26 protein-coding genes are annotated in these 21460 nt (G+C 47.8%); 22 read left to right on the forward strand and 4 right to left on the reverse strand.

Annotated features, from left to right (window positions below; translation table 11 throughout):
- The 12 genes from VIM87_RS13310 to VIM87_RS13365 form a co-directional block, all read left to right on the forward strand.
- Positions 1–314 (forward strand): hypothetical protein (locus tag VIM87_RS13310; protein ID WP_331997470.1); only part of this gene is annotated, 314 nt, incomplete at its 5' end.
- Positions 315–416: 102 nt separating this feature from the next.
- Positions 417–1328 carry a polysaccharide pyruvyl transferase family protein gene (locus VIM87_RS13315; protein ID WP_331997471.1) on the forward strand — a complete coding sequence of 304 codons (912 nt, stop codon included), beginning with the start codon at positions 417–419 and terminating at the stop codon, positions 1326–1328.
- Between the two features lie 37 nt (positions 1329–1365).
- Entirely contained in the window at positions 1366–2733 is a 1368-nt protein-coding gene (locus VIM87_RS13320; RefSeq protein WP_331997472.1) for a hypothetical protein, read from the forward strand.
- Complete coding sequence (locus VIM87_RS13325; protein WP_331997473.1) at positions 2708–3712, forward strand: acyltransferase; 1005 nt, start codon at positions 2708–2710, stop codon at positions 3710–3712. Before VIM87_RS13320 ends, VIM87_RS13325 begins: the two co-directional genes overlap by 26 nt.
- Positions 3713–3722: 10 nt before the next feature.
- Entirely contained in the window at positions 3723–4799 is a 1077-nt protein-coding gene (locus VIM87_RS13330) for a glycosyltransferase (protein ID WP_331997474.1), read from the forward strand.
- A 16-nt stretch (positions 4800–4815) separates the two neighbouring features.
- Complete coding sequence (locus VIM87_RS13335) at positions 4816–5952, forward strand: XrtY-associated glycosyltransferase XYAG1 (RefSeq protein ID WP_331997475.1); 1137 nt, start codon at positions 4816–4818, stop codon at positions 5950–5952.
- Position 5953: 1 nt separating this feature from the next.
- A complete protein-coding gene (locus VIM87_RS13340) occupies positions 5954–6862 on the forward strand; it encodes a glycosyltransferase family 2 protein (protein ID WP_331997476.1) in 909 nt (302 codons plus the stop codon).
- Positions 6859–7302 carry a VanZ family protein gene (locus VIM87_RS13345; protein ID WP_331997477.1) on the forward strand — a complete coding sequence of 148 codons (444 nt, stop codon included), beginning with the start codon at positions 6859–6861 and terminating at the stop codon, positions 7300–7302. Before VIM87_RS13340 ends, VIM87_RS13345 begins: the two co-directional genes overlap by 4 nt.
- 1 nt (position 7303) lies before the next feature.
- The gene (locus VIM87_RS13350) at positions 7304–7855 is read left to right on the forward strand and encodes a WcaF family extracellular polysaccharide biosynthesis acetyltransferase (protein WP_331997478.1); all 552 of its coding nucleotides are present in this window, start codon (positions 7304–7306) and stop codon (positions 7853–7855) included.
- An 82-nt stretch (positions 7856–7937) separates the two neighbouring features.
- Positions 7938–9203, forward strand: a complete 1266-nt coding sequence (locus tag VIM87_RS13355; protein ID WP_331997479.1) for a WcaI family glycosyltransferase — start codon at positions 7938–7940, stop codon at positions 9201–9203.
- Positions 9204–9223: 20 nt separating this feature from the next.
- Positions 9224–10609 carry an undecaprenyl-phosphate glucose phosphotransferase gene (locus VIM87_RS13360; protein ID WP_331997480.1) on the forward strand — a complete coding sequence of 462 codons (1386 nt, stop codon included), beginning with the start codon at positions 9224–9226 and terminating at the stop codon, positions 10607–10609.
- 227 nt (positions 10610–10836) lie between these two features.
- Complete coding sequence (locus VIM87_RS13365) at positions 10837–11586, forward strand: hypothetical protein (protein WP_331997481.1); 750 nt, start codon at positions 10837–10839, stop codon at positions 11584–11586.
- Positions 11587–11854: 268 nt separating this feature from the next.
- Here VIM87_RS13365 and VIM87_RS13370 read toward each other — a convergent pair whose 3' ends face one another.
- Positions 11855–13309 (reverse strand): capsule assembly Wzi family protein, encoded by a 1455-nt coding sequence (locus VIM87_RS13370; RefSeq protein WP_331997482.1) that lies wholly within the window; start codon positions 13307–13309, stop codon positions 11855–11857.
- A gap of 269 nt (positions 13310–13578) precedes the next feature.
- Between VIM87_RS13370 and VIM87_RS13375 the strand changes: the two genes are divergently transcribed.
- From VIM87_RS13375 to VIM87_RS13395, 5 genes are all read left to right on the forward strand, one after another.
- Positions 13579–13977, forward strand: a complete 399-nt coding sequence (locus VIM87_RS13375) for an Hsp20/alpha crystallin family protein (protein WP_331997483.1) — start codon at positions 13579–13581, stop codon at positions 13975–13977.
- Between the two features lie 86 nt (positions 13978–14063).
- A complete protein-coding gene (locus VIM87_RS13380) occupies positions 14064–14621 on the forward strand; it encodes an NADPH-dependent FMN reductase (RefSeq protein WP_331997484.1) in 558 nt (185 codons plus the stop codon).
- A gap of 81 nt (positions 14622–14702) precedes the next feature.
- Complete coding sequence (locus tag VIM87_RS13385; RefSeq protein WP_331997485.1) at positions 14703–15581, forward strand: AraC family transcriptional regulator; 879 nt, start codon at positions 14703–14705, stop codon at positions 15579–15581.
- 14 nt (positions 15582–15595) lie between these two features.
- Entirely contained in the window at positions 15596–16027 is a 432-nt protein-coding gene (locus VIM87_RS13390) for a DUF983 domain-containing protein (protein ID WP_331997486.1), read from the forward strand.
- A gap of 59 nt (positions 16028–16086) precedes the next feature.
- Positions 16087–16818 (forward strand): endonuclease, encoded by a 732-nt coding sequence (locus tag VIM87_RS13395; RefSeq protein WP_331997487.1) that lies wholly within the window; start codon positions 16087–16089, stop codon positions 16816–16818.
- Between the two features lies 1 nt (position 16819).
- On the opposite strand, the gene VIM87_RS13400 is transcribed toward VIM87_RS13395, so the two are convergent.
- The 3 genes from VIM87_RS13400 to VIM87_RS13410 form a co-directional block, all read right to left on the reverse strand.
- On the reverse strand, positions 16820–17308 hold the full coding sequence (locus tag VIM87_RS13400) for a DinB family protein (protein WP_331997488.1): 489 nt from the start codon (positions 17306–17308) through the stop codon (positions 16820–16822).
- A 92-nt stretch (positions 17309–17400) separates the two neighbouring features.
- Entirely contained in the window at positions 17401–18267 is an 867-nt protein-coding gene (locus VIM87_RS13405; protein WP_331997489.1) for an SDR family oxidoreductase, read from the reverse strand.
- A gap of 95 nt (positions 18268–18362) precedes the next feature.
- On the reverse strand, positions 18363–18947 hold the full coding sequence (locus VIM87_RS13410) for a Crp/Fnr family transcriptional regulator (RefSeq protein WP_331997490.1): 585 nt from the start codon (positions 18945–18947) through the stop codon (positions 18363–18365).
- A gap of 65 nt (positions 18948–19012) precedes the next feature.
- Between VIM87_RS13410 and VIM87_RS13415 the strand changes: the two genes are divergently transcribed.
- The 5 genes from VIM87_RS13415 to VIM87_RS13435 form a co-directional block, all read left to right on the forward strand.
- A complete protein-coding gene (locus VIM87_RS13415; protein WP_331997491.1) occupies positions 19013–19543 on the forward strand; it encodes an isoprenylcysteine carboxyl methyltransferase family protein in 531 nt (176 codons plus the stop codon).
- A gap of 1 nt (position 19544) precedes the next feature.
- The gene (locus VIM87_RS13420) at positions 19545–19850 is read left to right on the forward strand and encodes a GNAT family N-acetyltransferase (RefSeq protein ID WP_331997492.1); all 306 of its coding nucleotides are present in this window, start codon (positions 19545–19547) and stop codon (positions 19848–19850) included.
- Positions 19851–19876: 26 nt separating this feature from the next.
- Positions 19877–20293 (forward strand): OsmC family protein, encoded by a 417-nt coding sequence (locus VIM87_RS13425; protein WP_331997493.1) that lies wholly within the window; start codon positions 19877–19879, stop codon positions 20291–20293.
- Positions 20294–20313: 20 nt separating this feature from the next.
- On the forward strand, positions 20314–21168 hold the full coding sequence (locus VIM87_RS13430; RefSeq protein ID WP_331997494.1) for a pirin family protein: 855 nt from the start codon (positions 20314–20316) through the stop codon (positions 21166–21168).
- A 44-nt stretch (positions 21169–21212) separates the two neighbouring features.
- Positions 21213–21460 (forward strand): MarR family winged helix-turn-helix transcriptional regulator (locus tag VIM87_RS13435; RefSeq protein WP_331997495.1); only part of this gene is annotated, 248 nt, incomplete at its 3' end.

Here is a 21460-nt window from a genome sequence, read left to right on the forward strand (position 1 = left end):
TAAATGATACAGTACAGGACTGGGCGCGTTGTCCCAGCAAGATCTATATGTACATCCCTTTCAAGAAACCCATCTTCACCAGTAAGATAGGGGAGCCTAAGGAAATATTCGGTGATGAAGGCAGTTACTTTGATACTACCCAACCTGAAACCCTGTCAAAACTAATTGCTGCGCTGGCCGATGGCAAGCTGCAGAAAACGGATGTGAGTATAGACGAACATAGCTGGGACCGCCGTTCCGTGGATTTTACCAACTGGATAGCCTCGCAATACGCCGTTCAATTTGCTGCCAGCAGCAGCGAGGTGTTTTCGTGAGAAAGGGAACATGCATATAAAAGATATTAATTACCGAATACCGAATATACCACAGCCGGTGGCTCATGCCGCGCGGTTATTAGAAAATTTAAAGTTTTTCAAGTGAACTATATCTATTACAAAGATCCGAAGGGAAATTTTGGGGATGACCTGAATGGCTGGTTGTGGCCCAAGCTGTTTGGGGAAGAAAAACCTGACAATGATGCTTTCATTGGCATTGGCTCCATTTTGTATAACGGATCGCCGTTATTCAAAGACCTGGGTAATAAAAGAAAGATCGTATTTGGCACCGGCATACGCCCGGGCTATAAGAATTTTACCTGGGACGATAGCTGGGACATCCGTTTCCTGCGCGGCCCTTTATCTGCCTGCAATTTCAATAATGCATATGAATACATTGCAGATGCTGCGTATGCGCTGCGTCTTACCAATGAGTTCAATAATATACAGCAAAGCAAAAAGAAATACGAGGTAAGCGTGATCCCTTACTTCAAATCCCAGGAGTTCTTTGACTGGAAAGCCCTGTGCGATAAGCTGGGTTTCCACTACATTTCTCCCGGAAATGAAAACGGTGTGGAGCACACGCTGCGGGAAATAGCCGCGTCCAAATTCGTAATTGCGGAAGCGATGCACGGCGCTATTGTGGCCGACATATTGCGCGTTCCCTGGAGCCGTTTTGTGCTCTCTACCCCTTTTACCGAAGGGGGCAAGGTATCTGAATTTAAGTGGATGGACTGGTTACATTCCATTCAGCTGTATAATACAGAAGCTACGCATGTATCGCTGTACCGCAGATCATCCCTGCACAAAAAAATAAGATCGCTTACCGGTAATATGATCAGCGCAGAATTCCTGGTAAAAAAGAAAGTAAAGGATGAGCTGTTATCCGCGCTTTCCAATATCAGCGATTATTATTTATCGTCCGATAGTGTGATCAGCAGCATTGACAGCCGCTTTTTTGAAAAGGCGGCCCAGCTTAAACAGGAGAAAGGCGTAGTACTGGCCGGCCGCTAAGCGCCACTCAAAATGACTTAATTATTTGAATTTCTATATGCAGCAAGAAAAGGTTTTAACAAAAGGCAAGGGCAATTTCTTTTTTGGCTTCCATGACCTGGTAGCCTGGAACGCAGCGGGGGACAAGCTATTGGCCCTGCGCATTGATAATATCTTAACACCACCCAACCCGGATGTGCCTTGTGATATTGGTTATGTGAATGGCGATGAAAGTTTTGTAAAGCTGGGCGAAACCTACGCCTACAACTACCCTCAGGGGGCCCGCCAGCAATGGGTGGGCAATACCGACCTGTTTGTGGTAAATGACCGCATTAACGGCGCCTGGCGTTCCAAAGTGTATAACACCACTACCAAAGAATGTACAGAGCTGGAACACTCTACCCACGTGATCACAGACGATGGCTGGGCCTTTGGCCTGGACTATGCCCGCCTGTACCGCGTAGGCGGCTATGGCTATACCGGCCTGCCGGATGCTTATGCCAATGAGCATGTTTCGGAGAACACCGGTATTGTAAAACATAACATTCATACCAAAGCAGCATCGCAGCTGATATCCCTGAAGGAGATCGCTAATTTTCAGCTGAACCCTAACCTGGGTAACAATCACTACTTAACGCATTTACTGCTGAATCCTTCACAAACGCGCCTTGCTTTCCTGCACCGTTATAAGTTAAAGGATGGTGGTGAAACCACCCGCCTGATGACCATCGGCGTAGATGGTAAAGACCTGAAATGCCTGGCCAGCGGCTTTTTGAGCCACTTTGACTGGAAGGATGATACGCACATTGCTATCTGGGGCCGCACCGGCAGCGGCGTGGAAAAGCTGAGAAGCTCCCTGCTGTACCGGATGATCCCTTCCGGCCTTATTTCACAGGCCAAGAAGGTGATTAAAAAGCTGATGTACAAAAAGCCAAAAGGTGCTGCGGCCAAGCCGAATGCTGCTTTTAACTGGCTGCTGTTCAAAGATGAGAACAATGCGGAACCGGCTTTCCTGGCAAAAGGAATAATAAATGAAGACGGGCACCCTATGTTTTGCCCGGCTAACCGCGACTGGATGATCTGCGATACCTACCCGGATGAAAACGGAATCCGCGTGCTGTTCTTATTCCAGTACAGCACACAGAAACGTGTGGACCTGGGCACCTATAAAATGATAGATACCAAACCGGACCTGAAAGAATCGGCCGCTTATTTAACCGGGGTAGATAAGGGTGTAATGAAAGCCTTTTCCCTGGAACAAATGGCCTTTACGCGCAGCGGCCTGCATTGCGACCTGCACCCCCGCTGGAAAAAGGACGGCACCATGGTAGCTTTTGATTCCATACATGAAGGCCAGCGCCTGATATATGGTTATGATGTAAGTAATATAGTTTTAAATAATGGCACTGCTGCAACCCATCGTTAAAGATAAGCTGTACGTAAAAGGCTTTGACCTGATACGGCCTATTGCTGCATTCAGCGTAGTATGGATACATGGTTGTGAAACCAACCTGTGGACCAAAAAGCTGAACGGGCTCAATGAATATGCCGTGCCGGTATTTATAGCTATTTCCTTTTTCCTTTTTGCCAGCCAGGTGGCGGGCGGCAGGCTGCAAAGCTTTAATGAAATGGCATCGGCCCGGTTTAAAAGGCTCATGATCCCATTCTTTATCTGGACGCTGATATACCTGGGCATCCGTTATGCCAAGTCGGTATATATGAAGGAGCCGTTTGAGCTGTCGCCGGTGCAGATGTTCCTGTTCAAAGGCAGCTCTTACCAGCTGTGGTATTTGCCGAATCTGTTCTACCTGTTCCTGATCTTTTTTCCATTTCTGAAAGTGGCAGGACAGAACGTGCGCAAGGCTAACCTTACTTTAATGACGGTGGTGATCATAGCGCTGGTGATCATCTTTTCCAATAATGCCGGTGTGCAGCAGGCAGACTGGTTTACGAAACACCTGCGCTTATATTTTGTGCCTTCCCTGGTTTCGGCCAGCATAGGCATGTTATATTACCTGAACTACAACACCATTAAAAGCCGGTACGATAGAACAGCACAAATACTGGTGCCAATACTGGCCGGGTTGCTTTTTATTGCGCAGTATTTTAAGCCGCACCTGTTTGTATCCTTCCTGTTCATAGGCGTGCTGTTTGCCTGGGTACTGTACCAGGTAAAGGTGGAGAACCGGTTTATGAAACGCCTGTCAGATAATTCAATGGGTATTTACCTGGTGCACGGCATTTTCCTGGAAGGTATTAAAACGGGCTTAGGCATTGCCAAACACCCGGTGAGCGGCTTTTTACCAACTGTATTAGTGATAATAGTGGCGTACCTGCTGAGCTTTGCAACGTCGGATATTATGTCGCGGAACAGCACTTTACGCAAATATTTTATGGGCAACTGAGTACTTGAATATGATAGCGATACTACAACCTTTTATACCCCATTACCGGGAACAGTTCTTTAACCAACTGCAGCAGAAAGCTGCATTTGACCTGTATTGCTATGAATCGGAACAGCTGTCAAAGAACAATTTTGCGCAGGGAAGAACGCCGGTGAAACCGGTGAACGCCCTGAACATAGGGCCTTTTATCCTTTACAACCCGTTTAAATTTTTCAGGAAAGATTATAAGGTGCTGGTGCTGATGTTAAACTTTGCACACCTCTCCACCTGGTTCATTTTATTTATGAAACCTTTCCTGCGCCGGAAGGTTATTTTATGGGGGCATGGCATCTCCGTAAAACGGTATGTGCGGGAGGAGCAGCAGCCTAACTTTTTGCTGAAGTGCATGATACGCATGGCCGACGGTATCTGGTTCTACACCAAGAAAGAGCAGGAGATCTGGCAGCGTGCCGTACCGGGTGTAAAAGGTTATGCGCTGGGTAATACCATCTCTGATGTAGAGAGCATATTGCAGCTGGCCCTGCCGGATAAAGCGGCCGTGAAAGCGAAGTATAACATTACACAACCCCGTGTGCTTATTTACTGCGCACGGTTTAATGAGCCGGGCAGAAGGGTAGACCTGCTGGTGAAGCTCATCGAGCGCCTGGACCCGCAAAAATTCGGTGTGATCATTATTGGCGATGGTAAGCTGAAACCGGATTTTTCGCCCTACAAGCATGTATATGATTTTGGCGCTGTATATGACCGGCAGCAGAAGGATGAATTATTTGCCGCAGCAGATATTTACTTTCAGCCGGGATGGGTGGGGCTTTCCATTGTGGAAGGCATGGCATACGGCAAACCCATTTTTACTTTGCTGCGCACCGCGGAGCTGCTGCAATGCGTAGAGTACAGTTATATACAGGATGGCTATAACGGAATGATATTTGAAGATGTGGACGCCTGCCTGCAGGAGCTGAACAACCTGCAGGATGCGGAGATCCAATTAATGAGCGCCAATGCAAGGGAATATGTGAAAAAGGAGCTTACCATGAACACGATGATCAATAATGCCATGCAGGCCATAGAAACCGTTGCCAACAACTAAAGAAACAAAGCAGTAAATGAAAATATTATTCATAGTACCGTCTTACAAACCCGCCTACATTTACGGTGGTCCCATAGTGGTAATAGCCAGGCTGGCAGAGCGCCTGGTGCAGCTGGGGCATTCCGTAACCGTGTATACCACTACGGCCAACGGCAAAACAGAGCTGCAGGTGCCCGTGGGGGAAACGGTGATGGTGAATGGCGTGGCGGTAAAATATTTTAAACGTATTACCAAAGATCATACGCACGTATCGCCTGCGCTGTACCGCGCTACCTGGAAAACCGTGCGGGATTTTGATGTGGTGCACATTCATTCCTGGTGGAACTTTTTGGTAATAGGCGCCGCTATGGTATGCCGCATGCGCGGTGTAAAACCGGTGCTGTCGCCCCACGGCATGTTCTGCGATTATGTGCTTACGGCTAATAACAGTAAAAAGAAACAGCTGATCCATAATACCATTGGAAAAAGTTTGCTGAAAAATACTTTCCTGCATGTATCCTCCCACATGGAGTGGCAGGAGAGCATCCAGTACAATCCTAAGTGGAAGGATGACGGCGCCATGGTGTTTAACCTGGTTGACCTGCCGGTGAAAGACTATACGCGTAAGAGCAACCATGTTTTTACCATCAGCTTTTTATCGCGTATAGATCCCAAGAAGGGATTGGAAATACTGCTGTATGCGCTGGCGCGTGTGCGTTTCAACTACCGCCTGCGCATAGCGGGTTCCGGTGAGGATGAGTATGTGCAAAAGCTGCAGCTGCTGGTACAGGAGCTGGATATGGATGATAAGGTGGAATGGGCGGGCTGGAAAGGGCCGGAAGAAAAGTTCCAGTTCTTTGCAGAATCTGACCTGTTTGTGCTCACCTCCCTGAATGAGAATTTTGCAATTGTAGTAGTAGAATCACTATATGTAGGCACACCGGTACTCATCAGCAACAATGTAGGTTTATCCAAATATGTAAATGAAAGGAACCTGGGCTGGATCACCGGTATTGATAATATAGATGAAGTGGCAGAAAAGCTCACCGCTACCTACCACGCACAGGAAGAAAGGTCACGGATCTCACGGGAAGCCAGGAATGTAATAAACAATGACTTCAACGAAACCAAGCTGGCTTTGGATTACGTTGAATTGTACGAAAACAGTAAGTAAGTTGGGTATCTCTGTTATCATCCTCACCTATAATGAAACAAAACATATAGGGCGCTGCCTGGAAAACCTGCGCGGCATTACTGATGATATTTTCATTATTGACGCATACTCTACAGATAATACCGTGGAGATTGCAAAACAGTATGGCGCAAAGGTATATCAGAACAAATGGATCAACTACGCGGTGCAGTTCCAGTGGGCATTGGACAATTGTCCGGTAACCACGCCCTGGGTAATGCGGATGGATGCAGATGAATACCTGGAGCCGCCGCTGATCACGGAGATCAACACCCGTTTAGCCACCGTGCCGGAAGAGGTAAGCGGCATTTACATACGCCGCAAAGTGTTCTTTAAAGATAAGTGGATCCGGTATGGCGGTTTTTACCCGCACACCTTACTGCGTATATGGCGTAAAGGCAAAGGTAGTATTGAACAGCGCTGGATGGATGAGCACATTGTGCTTTCAGAAGGTAAGACCATTATGTTCAAAGAGCATATTGTGGATCATAACCTGAACTCCATTCACTGGTGGGTGAACAAACATAATAATTACGCCATCCGTGAAATGGTAGACCTGCTGAACATTAAGTATGGTTTTATGGGAACGGATGGGCGCCTGCTGGAAAGTGATGATCCGCAGGCCAAACGCAAACGCTTTTTGAAAGAAAAAGTGTATTCATCTATGAGGCCCAGCGTGCGGGCTTTGTTATACTTCATTTTCCGGTATGTGATGCGCCTGGGTTTCCTGGATGGTTACCGGGGTTTTATTTTTCACTTTATGCAGGGGTACTGGTACCGTCTGCTGGTGGATGTGAATGTGCAGGAATTTGAAGAAAAACTAAACGGCAACAGCAGCCGGGAACAGCTGGTGGCTCTGTTAAAGCGCGATTATAATATTGTAGTGGAATGAAAGGATTAAAGGTATTGGCTGCACTGGGGTATGGCGTTATACTCTCTTACATTGTGCTGTGGGCGCCGGCCCGCCGGGAGCGCCCCATTGAGGGTGAGTACCGTACGCGGCTAACGCCTTTTAAAAGTACCTGGGACGATATGATCCATTACAAAGGCAACAATGCACTGGTGCACTGGGTGCTGTTCCTGGGCAACTTTTTTGGCAACATACTGCTGTTTGTGCCTTTTGCTTTTGTGATGATGATCGTGTTCCGCATTACCAGCATACGTACGGTAATATTGCTGGGTTTTTTAAGCAGCGGGCTGATAGAGATCGTGCAGTATATAACCCACCTGGGAGTAGCGGATGTGGACGATGTGATGCTGAATACCGTGGGAACAGCTATTGGCGCATATTTGTGCCGCTTTTTTTTGAGCAGACTTAACATGCAATCATAAAATGCAAACGCAGTTAGCAAAATTTACAACAGGTCATTATAATGCCGGCGCAGGTACGCTGAAGGTAGTGGCGTGGCATTTTCTGAACTATGGTATTATGAACAGCGCCTTTCCCTGGCCCTATAGCTTTAAAGCTGCGCTGCTGCGCATGTTTGGCGCTAAGGTAGGCAAGGGGCTGGTGATCAAGCAAAAGGTACGGATCAAGAATCCCTGGCGCCTGACCATCGGGGACGATTGCTGGATAGGAGAATCGGTATGGATAGATAACCTGGAAGATGTGGTGCTGGGCAACAACGTATGCGTATCGCAGGGTGCGCTGCTGTTAACCGGTAACCATGACTACAAGAAAAGTGATTTTCCTTACCGGCTGGGTAAGATCATTATAGAAGATGGAGTATGGATAGGCGCACAATCCGTGGTTTGCCCGGGTGTGGTATGCCGCACCCATGCCATTTTAACGGTAAGCTCCGTAGCTACCAGGGAGCTGGAAGCCTGGAGCATTTATACGGGCAACCCTGCCGTAGCAGTAAGGGAAAGAGTGATGAGTAGCTGAGAATTAATAATTAAGAATTAATAATTAAGGGATTGGTGTTTGATGAATAGGTGTTAAACGCTGATAACTTTTAGTATAAGATATGGGAAAACGTGTACTGCTTATTGGTGGAAATTTTGCACCCGAACCTACCGGTATCGGGAAGTATAATGGCGAAATGATGCATTGGCTGGCAGCTAACGGTTACGAATGTACGGTGGTTACCTCTTACCCCTATTATCCGCAGTGGAAAGTACAGCCACCGTATGATAAGGGTAAATCCTGGTATAAAAAGGAACAGCTGGCAGTGCCCACTGTGGTTAATGGCAGCACGCAGCTAAGCGTGCACCGCTGCCCGCAGTATGTGCCTGCAGCGCCCTCCGGCGCTAAAAGAATGCTGCTGGATTTTTCCTTTGCACTGAGCGCCTTTTTTAAAGTAATGCAGCTGCTGCCGGGTAAAAAATTCGATGTGGTGATTGCGGTGGTGCCCCCTTTTCATTTGGGATTACTGGCCGTGCTGTACAAAAAGTTCCGCGGCGCCAAAGTAATGTACCACATACAGGATATGCAGATAGAAGCTGCGCGCGACCTGAATATGATAAAATCCAAAGCGCTGATCAAAATGCTGTTTGGCGTGGAGCGGTACATTTTCAGGCAGGCGGATATTGTAAGTAGTATTTCAGATGGTATGATGCGTAAAATACAGGAAAAAGCAGGGAAGGATATTTTCTTCTTCCCCAACTGGGTGGACGTATCCCTGTTCCACCCGCTGGAAAACCGGGCTGCGCTGAAACAGGAATTTGGTTTTGCGCCAACGGATAAGATCATTTTGTACTCCGGCGCCATTGGTGAAAAGCAGGGGCTGGAAGCTATACTGCATGCGGCCAAAACCTTTACCAACCGGCCGGAGCTGAAGTTCCTGATCTGCGGATCGGGCCCGTATAAAGCCAAGCTGGAGGAGCAGGCAGCTGCTATGGGCCTGCAGCAGGTGATCTTTTTCCCGCTGCAGCCGCTTGAAAAGTTCAACCGCTTCCTGAACATGGCGGATGTACATTTAGTGATCCAGAAAGCCAATGCCAGCGACCTGGTAATGCCGTCCAAGCTCACTACCATACTGGCCGTGGGCGGGCTGGCGCTGATCACCGCTAATCCCGGCAGCAGCCTGTACGACCTGGTAGCCCGTTACAATATGGGGGTGCTGGTGAATGCGGAAGACCAGCAGGCGCTGAATGAGGGCATGCACCAGGCTATTGACCATGCAGATACAGCTACTATAACACAGAATGCGCGTGAGTACGCGGAAACCTACTTATCGATAGGCAAAATAATGTCGCGCTTTGAACAGGCGGTAGTGAACAGTGAAAATTAGAACCTTGACAACATCTTTATATGTTAGACCGATATCTCAAAATTTGCAGCATCCAGATCGTGGTGCTGGACTTTATTGGACTGAATGCAATTTTTTACCTCGTAAGATCCTGGCTGCGCCAAAACGGCCTGGCTATTCATATTGACGTAGATACTTTTTTGCTGGGCGCCAATATTGCCTGGATGGTAGCCTTGTATACCACCGGTATTTATTTTGCCAGCCAGCAGCTTTCCTACGAGCGGGTGGCGCGTAAAACGTTACAGGGTATTTTCCTGTTCCTGTTATTCCTGCTGGCTTACCTGTTCCTGAACCGGTTGCTGTACTCACGTATTTTCGTGATCCTGTACTGCTCCCTGTTTGTGCTGGTGGTGCTTATTAACCGCTTCCTGTTTTACCTGGTCACCAATTACATTCTGCGCAGCAAAGCTATTCAGAAGAAGGTGGTGATACTGGGCTACAACGAGGTATCCAAGCGTTTGGTGGATAGTTTCCTGGATGTAAAGAGCAACCTGCAGTTTGAAGGTTTTTTTGAAGAGTACAGCAAAGTGCATGAGCTTTCTTACTACCCGGTGATCGGGAACCTGGAAGACTGTGTGCCGTATGCTAAATCGAATAACATCCGCGAGATCTACTCTACGCTGTCGCCGGAGCAGTTCCCGTATTTGTATACGCTGGCGCATGAGGCGGAAAAACATTTTATCCGTTTCCGTTTTGTACCGGACTTCCGCATGTTTGTGAACCGGCAGATATACATTGACTATTTCAATAATATTCCAATTATTTCCCTGCGTTCAGAACCGCTGGATGATATTGCCAACCGTATCCGCAAACGCATTTTCGATATTGTGGTGAGCGGGCTGGTAACCATTTTTATTCTAAGCTGGCTGATACCGCTGCTGGCGCTGTTGATACGCCTGGAATCCAAAGGCCCCATCTTTTTCATACAGCACCGCACGGGCCGTAACAACCAAACCTTCCGCTGCCTGAAGCTGCGCAGTATGAAGGTGAATAAGGATGCGGATGCAAAGCAGGCATCGCGGAACGACAACCGTTTTACGCGCATTGGCCGCATATTGCGCAAAACCAACCTGGATGAAATGCCGCAGTTCCTGAACGTGCTGCTGGGCGATATGTCTATTGTAGGGCCGCGCCCGCACATGCTGCGCCATACGGAAGAATATTCCCGTATTATTCAGCAGTACATGGTGCGTCACTTCATGAAACCCGGTATTACCGGCTGGGCGCAGGTGAATGGTTTCCGCGGTGAGATCACGGAAGAACACCAGCTGAAAAAACGTATTGAGCACGATATCTGGTACATGGAGAACTGGTCGGTGTACCTGGATCTGCGCATCATGTTTATGACTGTAATGAATACTGTGCGTGGCGATAAAAATGCATTCTAGTAAGGCGAACGCCTTGTAATGAGTAGTAAAAAGCGGGCATGTAAACGTAAAAAACAGTATATTGTACTTGTTTCAGTAGCGTGATTTTTTTAAAAAGATGCAAACTTGCAGTAAAATAAAAAACGGAAGATTATTGTTTATATTCTGATATGGAAGCGGGAACCATATTGCAACCCTTTATTCACTAAGATTATTTAACATTGGGCACAAGAAATCCGGGTTTGACAATGAAAGCTTCACCCTTAAATCGTTTTGATCTGTTGGGAAGCAAAGGCTTGATCGAAGATATTTTTCACGAATTGAAATCGATCCTGTCCAGCATCCTGTCCAGCGTAGAGCTTATTGAGCTGTACGGTGGCAACAGCAGCAATCCGGCGCAGGGGGAGAAAGTAACCAGCGGAAAAATAACGCGGCAGGCAGGAGCCATTAAATCGCAGGTGATAGAGTTGGAGTTCCAGCTGCAAAATGTCAGGATCATTCAACATATCTTAAATAAGTCATTTGAACCCAAAAAGAACTTAACGAGCATCGTTTTTTTCCTGCGCAACTTTATGCATGATGAGCCGTATAATACGCTCTTTGGATCTACCGTGGAAATGGAGATGCACCGGGAGCATGCGGATGCTTATGTAGATGAGTTCCTGATCAGGCAGATGGTGCTGAACATCTTTTTCTGGATGATGAAGAACTCACCTACGAATGAGTCGCCGGAAATGCGGTTTATTTTTGAGGAAAATCATTTTGAGATCAAAGGCAGTTTTTCTGCTAATGCAGCCAGCTATTTCTTTTCATCGCAGGCCCAGCCGTACGACAGCGGTAAGCTGCATTTTGATACGGAAATGCTGAACCAGCGTATTTATTACCTGATCTCTTATATTGCGGAGCTGCATGAAGGCAGCTTTGATGTAACGGTAGAAGCGGGGAAGAATGTGGAGATATTGGTGAAGATCCCGTATCGCCCGGCTTATACATTGTAAACGATTAACTACTTTGAAAAATAGGAAAAGGACGCAGCGAAGGCTGGGTCCTTTTTTTGTTGGGGGAGGGTTATTAGAGGAATGTAAAATGTAAAATTTTAAATCATAAATGTAAAAGTGAATGCAGCGATACCGGAGTGTCCGGCCGCTGCATTCACTTTATAATTTTACATTTTACATTTATGATTTTACATTCTATTAAACAAAAATGCAGCGATCCTTTTCCTGAACCGCTGCATGCTATTAATTATTAATTATTCATTTTTAATTATTCATTCCGAAGGCGCCGGTCAAACGACCACGTAACCCCCAGCAGTCCGCCCACATTATCCGTCAGCTCTCCCCAGTCCAGCCCCAGGCCGGCGCGTATGGTCAGCGGAATGGAAGGCAGCTGGTAGCTGAACTCCTGCAAACCGTAAAACTCATATTTGGAAGGCGAGAATACGCCGGGTAAAGCATTTCCATAATTCTGCGTATAAGTGAGGCGCGTTTTGGCATTCACGGTTTGCGCAATGGTGTACATAGCGCCCAGGTGCACGCCTACCACGCGGTTATTTACAATGTTCCAGCCTTTGCCCTTAAAAGAATCAACGGGCGCCCCCCAGTCAAATGGCTCAATATGTCCCGGGAAATACTCGCTGGCCTTTTTACGGTCGGTGAATAACGGGGTACCTACAATACGGTCCTGGTATTCCCAGCCGGTAAGGTAAATACCGTTGTTGTAATAGCTTTCCCGCAGGCGTATCAGGTACCAGTCGTTCATTTGTTTGGTGTAAAGAAATTCACCTACTACCTTCTTCAGCCAGGAGTCTTCATTTTTATTGGTATAAGCTAATCCCCAGAGGCGGTCTATATTACGGATGTTAATACCCTGGCCTGTTTCAAAAGGCATTTGCATGTAAGCATGTAAGGCGGTAACATCATTTTCCCAGTCAATAGTACCTTCAATTACCCCGCGGTGGTCGCCGGCGCGGTTAGGCAGTATATCGCCTCCCACGCTGCCGTCGTTGGCTTCTTTAGCCAGCAATACGTTCCAGAAACCGCCGAATGATTTATCCAGCTTAGGCAGGCCATCCCGGTGCCCGGCCCATACGGCAAAGTGTTCTACGCCAATGCCTACTTTCAGCCTTTCCTTACCTGCGCGCAGGTACAGGGTTTTCTGATGGTACCAGGCATCGCGTACGAACTGGTTATGATCGCCCATCCAGCCATGGCTTATCTGGCCTTTGAACTGTAACCAGCCGTTGGTAAAAGGAACATCCACATACCTGGTTAATGCCAGCCCGATCTGTGGTATGGGCAGCGCATTGCCGCTTACGCCCAGTGAGCCGCTGGAAAGGTCCGGATCTACTTCGCCAACGATCTCGTTATAACGGCCGGCGCGCAGCTCCAGGTTCTTGTAACCCAGCTTCAGGTAGCCTTGCTGTACGAACACTTTATTAAAGTGGTCGTTGTTGTTCAGGTATGCACCGTACTTGATGTAAAACTGATCATTGTTGCCCAGCACATGCATATTGGTGAAACCTACCTGGGTAGAGAGGTCTGACTTACGGTCTGTTAATGCGCCGTAATGCTGTGCAGTGATCCACAAAGGCTGGTAGTCTTTAGTGGCAAAAGTACCCGTGGTGCCTACTTGAATAAGTAGCGAATCCAGGAACTGTGCATGCACAGGTGCTGTAAAGAGGTACAATAAAACACTCAACAGAATGGTGGTCCGTTTCATAAAGTTATTCTGGTTTTTCAGTGTCGTTACTATGGGCGTTAGATGAAATCTGCTTGTGTTATTGCGCTGCATGAACGAATACAGTATCTGATACTACGCGGCAATTTAGCAGGGATTTGCAGCAATTCAATTACTCGAACCAGTACAATCAAGAAGCGGGCCAATGCGTGAGGATCCGCTCCCCTACGGGAAAATAACGGTAAAAATATTTCTGTTGCTCAATCGTCATCAAAGGGAAGTACTATTATTTCACTTTTAAAAAGTACAACATGAACTACCATCAGTCATGGGCCGCAAAAGGCCAACACTACGGAGGCAGGAACCGGCACCTGATGCTCCGCTCTATGGAAAGAGCTGCTGTGAACATTTACAAAACAGACAGCAGCTATGAAATGCTGGTATTTGCCCCGGGCCGCATCCGGGAACATTTTCACCTGGAGGTGAAGGGTAACGAGCTGGTTGTTTCCTACACGCCACCGGATGGTTTTCCGCGCCCGGATTGGGTACGGCGGGAATACAGCCGCGGGGGATTTGAGCGCAGCTTTACGCTGAATGAGTCCATTGATGCAGCAAACATCGCTGCAAAGTATGTGGACGGTGTATTGCAGGTAAGCCTGCCTTTAATAGCCGGCAGGGAAGCTACGCAGCACATTATACCGGTTAACTAAGCCGGTAACGATCCTGTAAAAGCAAACAGGCGGCGGCGTAAAAGCAGCTGCCTGTTTTTATTTGCAAGGATGTTTACATTTACGGCATGAACGCCCATCCATATAAAGTGCTGGCTATTTCCGGCAGTACAAGAAAAGATTCTGCTAACCTGCAATTGCTGAAAGCCTTTGCCTCCCTGGCCGAAGGCCGGCTGCAGGTAGAGATCTGCCCGGCCATAGATACCTTACCGCATTTTAACCCAGACCTGGATGTTACACCCGCGCCGCCGGCCGTACAACTATTCCGTGATAAGATCCAGGCGGCAGATGGTGTGGTGATCTGCACACCGGAATATGTGTTCACCTTACCCGGCAGCTTAAAGAATGCGCTGGAATGGATGGTATCTACCACCATTTTTTCCGGCAAGCCGGTGGCACTTATTACCGCATCGGCCATGGGCGATAAAGCGCATGAAGCCCTGCAGCTGGTGATGAAAACGATTGAATCCCGGTTTACCACAGCTACCCAGCTGCTGATCCGCGGAGTAAAGGGAAAGGTGGATGGCAACGGAAATATTACGGATGCGGCTACTAAAACTGCGGTAGCAGAGCTTGTCACTTCATTTACCGCCCTTATAGCCGGGGAAAATACCCCGGATCAGTAAAAAGTACCATAGGAACCCTGATTGATCCCACACTCAGGCCAGGGCCTTTTGTACCTTTGCATAGTACAAAAGCAATCACCCATGGCAAAAACAAAGATACCGGTATATGATATTTACAGCATCATTCCGGGTCATACCCAGCAGGACCTGCTGATGGAGCGCCTGGGCCCTTATGTACAAAAGCATCAGCACCTGCACAGCCAGCACGGGCATTCCTTTTATCACCTGGTGCTGTTCACCAAAGGCGCCGGTACACATACCATTGACTTCACCCATTTTACCGTACAGCCGTACCAGGTATATTTTATGATACCCGGACAGGTACACAGCTGGCATTTTGAGGGTGGGGTAGAAGGTTACCTGGTGCATTTTTCACCGGCCTTTTTTCAATCTTTTTTAAATGATCAGCAATACCTGGCGCGCTTTGACTTTTTTAAAGGCGATAGTGAAGCGGCCGTATTAAAGATCCCGGCAGCTTTAAGGGAAACCATCGTACAGCTGTTCGAGCATATGCTGCAGGAGCTGGAAAAGCCGCGGGAGAGCGGGCTGGATATGATACGCACTTACCTGCTGCAGTTTTTTATTCAGCTGGAGCGCAGCACTGCTACCGGCGTGCGGCATAACATACCGCCGCAAAAGCAATTACTGCTGAATAATTTTCAGCAGCTCATTAACCAGCATTACAACACCATCCGTTTGCCTAAAGAGTATGCGGAGCTGCTGTACATAACGCCCAATCATTTGAATGCGCTTTGCCAGGACCTGCTGGGTAAAACCGCCGGTGAGGTGATCCGCGACCGTGTGCTGCTGGAAGCTAAGCGCCTGCTGGTGAATAAGGAGCTAACCATTACAGAAATTGCCTGGCATCTAAACTTCCAGGATAACTCATACTTTAACCGGTTCTTTAAAAAGAACACGGGGCTAACACCGGAAGCATTCCGTAAACAATTCAGTCATTAAAAATACTATATACTATGTGTGCCCATGAACACCATCCCAACAAACCGAATTTGCTGTTAAGCGTATTGCAGAATAAATGCCCGCGCTGCCGTACCGGTAAATTATATAAGCACAGCAATCCTTACAACCTAAAGAACTTTATGGAAATGAAAACCTATTGTGATGTATGCGGGCAACCCTCAGAACCGGAAACCGGTTTTTACTTTGGTACCGGGTATGTGAGCTATGCTTTGGCCGTGGCTATTAGTGTGGCCAGCTTTATTGCCTGGTGGGTGCTGATAGGCTTATCCATAAATGATAACCGTTTGTTCTGGTGGATAGGCGTGAATGCCGTGCTGCTGGTGCTTATGCAGCCTTTGCTGATGCGCCTCTCCCGCATAATATGGCTTTCCTTTTTTGTGTATTATGACCGTAACTGGTATACGAACAAGATTGTGCACGGTTAAGCACGGTTGCGGCTGGCGCGTGTTTTGTGTACCTATTGGTACGCCAAAACACGCAGATTATGCCGGAAGGTCCGTCCATTGTAATATTAAAAGAAGCCTTACAAGCATTTAAAGGCAAAAAAGTAATAGGCGCCGGGGGCAATACCCGGCTGGAATTACCCCAGCTGGAAGGCCAGGTGGTAAAGGATTTTAAAAGCTGGGGCAAACATTTCCTCATTTGTTTTCCCAAGTTCACCATCCGCGTGCACTTTCTGTTATTCGGCTCTTACCTGATCAGCGAAGAAAAGAAAACAACGCCCCGCCTGTACCTGCAGTTTAAGAATGGTACCCTGAATTTATATGCCTGCTCCATTAAGCTAATCACGGAACCATTGGACGAGGTGTATGACTGGAGCGCCGATGTGCTGAGTGAAAGCTGGGATGCTAAAGCTGCAAAGAAAAAGCTGCTGGCCATGCCGGATATGCTGGCCTGCGATGCATTGCTGAACCAGGATATTTTTGCAGGCTCCGGCAACATTATTAAAAATGAAGTGCTGTTCCGCATACGTGTTCACCCGCTTAGTATAATCGGTAAGCTGCCTGCCAAACAGCTAAACCTGCTGATCAAAGAGGCGGTGCAGTACAGCTATGATTTCCTGGAATGGAAAAAAGCGTTTGTGTTAAAAAAGCACTGGCTGGCACATACGAAAAAAACGTGCCCGCGTTGTAATATTCCGCTGGTAAAACAGCACCTGGGTAAAACCAACCGCCGTAGTTTTTTCTGCAATAACTGCCAGGAGCTGTATCAGTAACCTATTTATCCTTAGCCCATGCCAGCTGCCCCTGGTGGTAAGCGTTATGATTGGTGCGGTTCAGCAATACGCTTAAGCGGTTGCGGTGAGGCTCCTTTGCAAAATCCTCGTCTGTTATCATGGTATGTTTTTGCAGCCATTCTTCCGGTGTTAGCTTATCAAACTGTTCCCTTAATATTTGGTTGATGTTGGTCCAGTAAGCGCGCAGGTCTTGTGCCGATGGCAAACCGGCAATGGCTTTGTCGGGGTTGGAAATGAAGGCTTCATCCAGCTGCAGATATTGCCGCTGGCCCAGGCCCAGCAGGGGCAGCATCATATCATGCACGGCTACCAGGTGGCCCAGTATATAAATACCGCGGTTACGGCCCGGTGCTATTTCTGTTAACAGCTGCTCGTCTGTTAAACTATCGAAGATGGCGCTTGTTCGTTTAATGTTCATTTCCCATGCATGCAGGGCTATCTTTATAAATAACTGTGATTGTTCCATCATTTGGTGGTTTAGGCAGGAAAGTTAAAAGAAAGTTTTATATACAGCAAAAACGGACATGTTTTGCCCGTTTGCTGCAATAAGTTTGTTCTTTATCAGGAAGGCTGATAACCATAAGCGCTTAACCAGCGTTTTTTAATAGCGGCGCGGCTATCAATAAATTCCTGGTCGGTGCCCTGCGCAATAGCATCCAGCGGGAAACGTAAAGGACGTGTGCCTTTTTCCATATTCACCAGCTTCAGTATACCATCTGCAATCACCTGGGGATCCATTTTAAAGGCAGCCATCTTCCCAAATAAAGCTGTGCCCAATGACTGAAAAGCCTGTGCGGAGCTTTCGCCATAAGCGGCTATAATATCCTGTCGGTCGGCATTTACGCCTGTTTTGGTACCATTGTTCATTTCCGTGGGGTACACGCCCGGCTGCAGGGATACGTTTTCAATACCAAATGCTTTGAGCTCTTCCTGTATACCTTCTGTAATGGTTTCCAAACCAAATTTTGAAATAAAGTAAGGGATCATAAAAGGCATGGTAAAGCCACTGGCGCCGCTGGTAACGTTGATAATAAGTCCGTTCTTTTTTTCGCGCATGGAGGGCAGTACCGCCTGGTAGGTACGCAGCACGCTGAATAAATTCACGTCCAGCATTTCCCGCACCTGGTTCAGCGAATAACCTTCCAGCACACCAAAGCCGGAAACGGCGGCATTGTTCACCAGCACATCTATTTTACCATGTTGTGCCAGGGTTTGTTGTATGGCGTTGTGTACGGATGTATCGCTGGTTATATCCATTTCCACCACCTGGATGTTGGGAAGCGCTGCCAGCTCCTGTGCCACGGCTGCATTTTTACCGGTGGTGCCACGCATGGCGGCTATAACGGTATGGCCGGCTTTGGCCAGTGTAAGAGCGCTGAGCTTACCGAAACCTGTACTGGTGCCGGTAATTAAAACTGTTTTTGACATTGTGATTGATTTTTTACATCACAAAGGTAGGCCGGTAGCAAGGCGTCCCGGAATGACAAATAACAAGAAAACGGCTTGACATTTATCAAGAAGATCTATTTGGAAAGCGCCTGTTTACGGATCCGGCTCAGGGTTTCAGCGGAAATGCCCAGGTAAGAGGCGATCATGTGCTGCGGAAAACGTTGCAGGAAATAGGGATGTGTTTTCAAAAGATCCAGGTACCTTTCTTCAGCGGTGTAGCTGATCACCGCCTGGATCCTTTTTTGCGCGGCAATGGAACCGCGTTTGTCCAGCTCCTGTGTTAATTCCATAACAGCCGGTACTGCATCGCGTAAGGAAAGGTAGGCGGGGCGGGAGACCTGTAACAGCTCCGTTTCTTCCCAGGCATCAATATTATACCGGCTGGGGGTTTGCATTTCAAAACTTTCCCGGTCTGCCATCCACCATTGCTCAATACCAAAACGCACTATATGTTCATTGCCTTTTTCATCTATGGAGTATTGGCGCATAGCGCCCTTAACCATAAAGGATAAGTATTTGCATACATCCCCTTCCTGCAGCAGGTATTGTTTTTTGCGCAGCTTTTTGGGTTTAAATGCATCGCGGATAAGGGCTGCCTGTTCCGCTGTAATGGGCGTAACTGAACGCTGGCTAATGTATGTTAACAGGATGTCGTACATAGAGGCTGGGCGCTAAGTTAAGCTATTTTTTGGCTACCTTTGCGCAAAGACTAACAGAAGAACCCATGGAAGCCACAACACTCCTCATTTTTTATGCCTTTGTATTTATCCGCCTGCTATCAATTTTTATTTCTGCCGGTAATGAACGTAAGCTTAAAAAGATGGGCGCTGTGGAGTATGGCAAAAAGAACTCTGCATTTTTAGTGCTGGCCCACTTTGCCTATTACATTGCCGCAGCTATTGAAGGTGGCTGCAAAGGCGCTTTTTTCTTTGATACCATTAGCTTTGCAGGCCTGGGTGTTTATGTGTTCTCCATCCTTATACTGTATTACGTGATCTATAGCCTGCGCCATGTATGGACGGTAAAGCTGATCATAGCGCCGCCTGCACACCACGTACTCAACCGCTCATTCTTATTCAAATATGTAAAGCATCCGAACTACTTCCTGAACGTGATACCGGAGCTCATAGGCATTGCGGTGTTCCTGCATGCATGGGTTACGTTGTGCGTGGGAATGGTTATATACCTGGTGCCATTGATCATTCGTATACGGCAGGAGGAAGCGGTAATGAAAGAGCATTTTCAAAACTATTAATATGGCAGAAATTAAGATCAGGCTCAATAAAAAAGAGCACGGCGCTTTTTATGTGATGGAAGGTGAGCAGCAAATGGGAGAAATGGTGATAGGCATAGCCGGTAAGGCGCTCACCGCTTATCATACAGAAGTGCTGCCGGAGGCAGAAGGCAAGGGCTATGGCAGGCAGCTGCTGGATGCGCTGGTGGCTTATGCGCGGGAGCACCAGCTACAGGTGGTGCCTTTGTGCCCCTATGTGTATGCACAGTTTAAGCGCCACCCGGAAAATTATGCAGATATCTGGAACCCGGAAGCGGCTGCGGAATAATTGTATCTTGTACAAAACTATTTGCATTGCCAAAGATCATAGCTACTGCAGAAGCGGTAAACACCGGCGCTAATTATTCAACAGATATTAAAGTACACCAGCACCAGCTGCTGGCCGATGAGCTGGCGGAAGTGGGCGGTACAGATACCGGTCCTGCGCCGGGCGATTATGTATGCACGGCCCTGGCCTCCTGCAAAGTGATCACCCTGCGCATGTATGCACAGCGAAAACAATGGAGGGTAGATACCATTAAAGTAAAGGTAGACCTGGTGAAAGGCGATCAGATGCCTTCCGGCAACAATACCTTTTTTTGCGAGGTAACGGTAACGGGAGAACTGGATGACAGCCAGCGCGCCCGCCTGCTTGAAATTTCCAAAGCCTGCCCCATTCACAAGCTGCTGAGCAAGCCCAGCGAAATTGTGACCATTATGGACGGCTTGTAATCACACCCAAACATTTTACCATGGAAAAGAAAATTGAGCACATACTGGAAGGCCGGGCTAAAAGCATTGGCGAAGAAACCATTTTGCAATCCCTGCCCCATAAGGATTTCCGCTTTGCCAGCCCGTTTATTGTAGTGCACCATTTGCCTGCGCAAACCTACCCGGCCGGCTCCCCGCCGGAACGTTTGCATCCGCATCCGCACCGGGGCTTTGCACCGGTTACCTTTTTATTCCAGGGTGAGGGGTATCATAAGGATTCCCTGGGTAACAGCGGTGTGCTGAAAGCAGGAGAGGTGCAGTGGATGTTTGCCGGCAGCGGCTTGCTGCATAGCGAAGGGCCTACCAAAGATTTTTTACAAAAAGGTGGCACCTATGAGCTGGTGCAGCTATGGATAAATGTACCGGCAAAGCATAAAATGGGCGAACCTTTTTACCAGCAGTCCACCCATGAAAGAATGCCGGCCATCACTACGGAAGCAGGTACGGACCTGCGCCTGGCCAGCGGTGAATATAACGGGCTTAACGGGCCTATTACCTCTTTTACGCCGGTTACCTCCATCTTCGGCACTTTACAGGCCGGCAAAAACATTTCCTTTGAAGCGCCGGAAGGCAACTGGACATTGCTGTACGTGCTGGATGGTGCAGTTATGGTAAACCAGCAGCCGGTGGAAAAATATCACCTGGTGGTATTCAGTAAAACCGGTACAGATATAACGGTAACGGCTACTGCGGATACAAAGCTGCTGTACTTATCGGCTTTGCCTATAGATGAACCGGTGGCTGCAAAAGGTAATTTTGTGATGAATACGGCGGAAGAGATTGCGCAGGCGGAGAAGGATTTTGAGGAAGGGAAGTTCGGGGTGCTGGATTATTGAGGAATTATTATGCCGGCTATGTAATTTTTCCCTACCTTTATTCCGTGAAAGAAAATCAGCACTATACCGGCATTGGCTTCCTGTTTGTAGAGATCTGCAAACGCAGGCGCAACAAGAAGAACGAGATGCTGTCCGCCGTAAATATTTACGAAGGGCAGGATTTTTTGCTGTACCGCCTGTCGCAGCGGGACGGACAATCCATGTCGGAGCTGGCGGAAAAGATCTGTATCCAGCAGGCTACCATGTCCAACATGATACGGCGTATGGAGGCAAACGGGCTGATTAAAAAAGT

Source organism: Chitinophaga sp. (assembly GCF_036569125.1).
GTDB lineage: Bacteria > Bacteroidota > Bacteroidia > Chitinophagales > Chitinophagaceae > Chitinophaga.

Bases quoted from the DNA above. Each gene is read 5' to 3' on its own strand.
- VIM87_RS13420 (WP_331997492.1), top strand. From the start codon at position 19,545: ATGGCAGAAATTAAGATCAGGCTCAATAAAAAAGAGCACGGCGCTTTT.
- VIM87_RS13385 (WP_331997485.1), top strand. From the start codon at position 14,703: ATGGCAAAAACAAAGATACCGGTATATGATATTTACAGCATCATTCCG.
- VIM87_RS13430 (WP_331997494.1), top strand. From the start codon at position 20,314: ATGGAAAAGAAAATTGAGCACATACTGGAAGGCCGGGCTAAAAGCATT.
- VIM87_RS13360 (WP_331997480.1), top strand. From the start codon at position 9,224: ATGTTAGACCGATATCTCAAAATTTGCAGCATCCAGATCGTGGTGCTG.
- VIM87_RS13405 (WP_331997489.1), bottom strand. From the start codon at position 18,267: ATGTCAAAAACAGTTTTAATTACCGGCACCAGTACAGGTTTCGGTAAG.
- VIM87_RS13375 (WP_331997483.1), top strand. From the start codon at position 13,579: ATGAACTACCATCAGTCATGGGCCGCAAAAGGCCAACACTACGGAGGC.
- VIM87_RS13330 (WP_331997474.1), top strand. From the start codon at position 3,723: ATGATAGCGATACTACAACCTTTTATACCCCATTACCGGGAACAGTTC.
- VIM87_RS13415 (WP_331997491.1), top strand. From the start codon at position 19,013: ATGGAAGCCACAACACTCCTCATTTTTTATGCCTTTGTATTTATCCGC.
- VIM87_RS13395 (WP_331997487.1), top strand. From the start codon at position 16,087: ATGCCGGAAGGTCCGTCCATTGTAATATTAAAAGAAGCCTTACAAGCA.
- VIM87_RS13410 (WP_331997490.1), bottom strand. From the start codon at position 18,947: ATGTACGACATCCTGTTAACATACATTAGCCAGCGTTCAGTTACGCCC.
- VIM87_RS13320 (WP_331997472.1), top strand. From the start codon at position 1,366: ATGCAGCAAGAAAAGGTTTTAACAAAAGGCAAGGGCAATTTCTTTTTT.
- VIM87_RS13390 (WP_331997486.1), top strand. From the start codon at position 15,596: ATGTGTGCCCATGAACACCATCCCAACAAACCGAATTTGCTGTTAAGC.
- VIM87_RS13350 (WP_331997478.1), top strand. From the start codon at position 7,304: ATGCAAACGCAGTTAGCAAAATTTACAACAGGTCATTATAATGCCGGC.
- VIM87_RS13325 (WP_331997473.1), top strand. From the start codon at position 2,708: ATGGCACTGCTGCAACCCATCGTTAAAGATAAGCTGTACGTAAAAGGC.
- VIM87_RS13370 (WP_331997482.1), bottom strand. From the start codon at position 13,309: ATGAAACGGACCACCATTCTGTTGAGTGTTTTATTGTACCTCTTTACA.
- VIM87_RS13355 (WP_331997479.1), top strand. From the start codon at position 7,938: ATGGGAAAACGTGTACTGCTTATTGGTGGAAATTTTGCACCCGAACCT.
- VIM87_RS13335 (WP_331997475.1), top strand. From the start codon at position 4,816: ATGAAAATATTATTCATAGTACCGTCTTACAAACCCGCCTACATTTAC.
- VIM87_RS13345 (WP_331997477.1), top strand. From the start codon at position 6,859: ATGAAAGGATTAAAGGTATTGGCTGCACTGGGGTATGGCGTTATACTC.
- VIM87_RS13380 (WP_331997484.1), top strand. From the start codon at position 14,064: ATGAACGCCCATCCATATAAAGTGCTGGCTATTTCCGGCAGTACAAGA.
- VIM87_RS13400 (WP_331997488.1), bottom strand. From the start codon at position 17,308: ATGATGGAACAATCACAGTTATTTATAAAGATAGCCCTGCATGCATGG.
- VIM87_RS13365 (WP_331997481.1), top strand. From the start codon at position 10,837: ATGAAAGCTTCACCCTTAAATCGTTTTGATCTGTTGGGAAGCAAAGGC.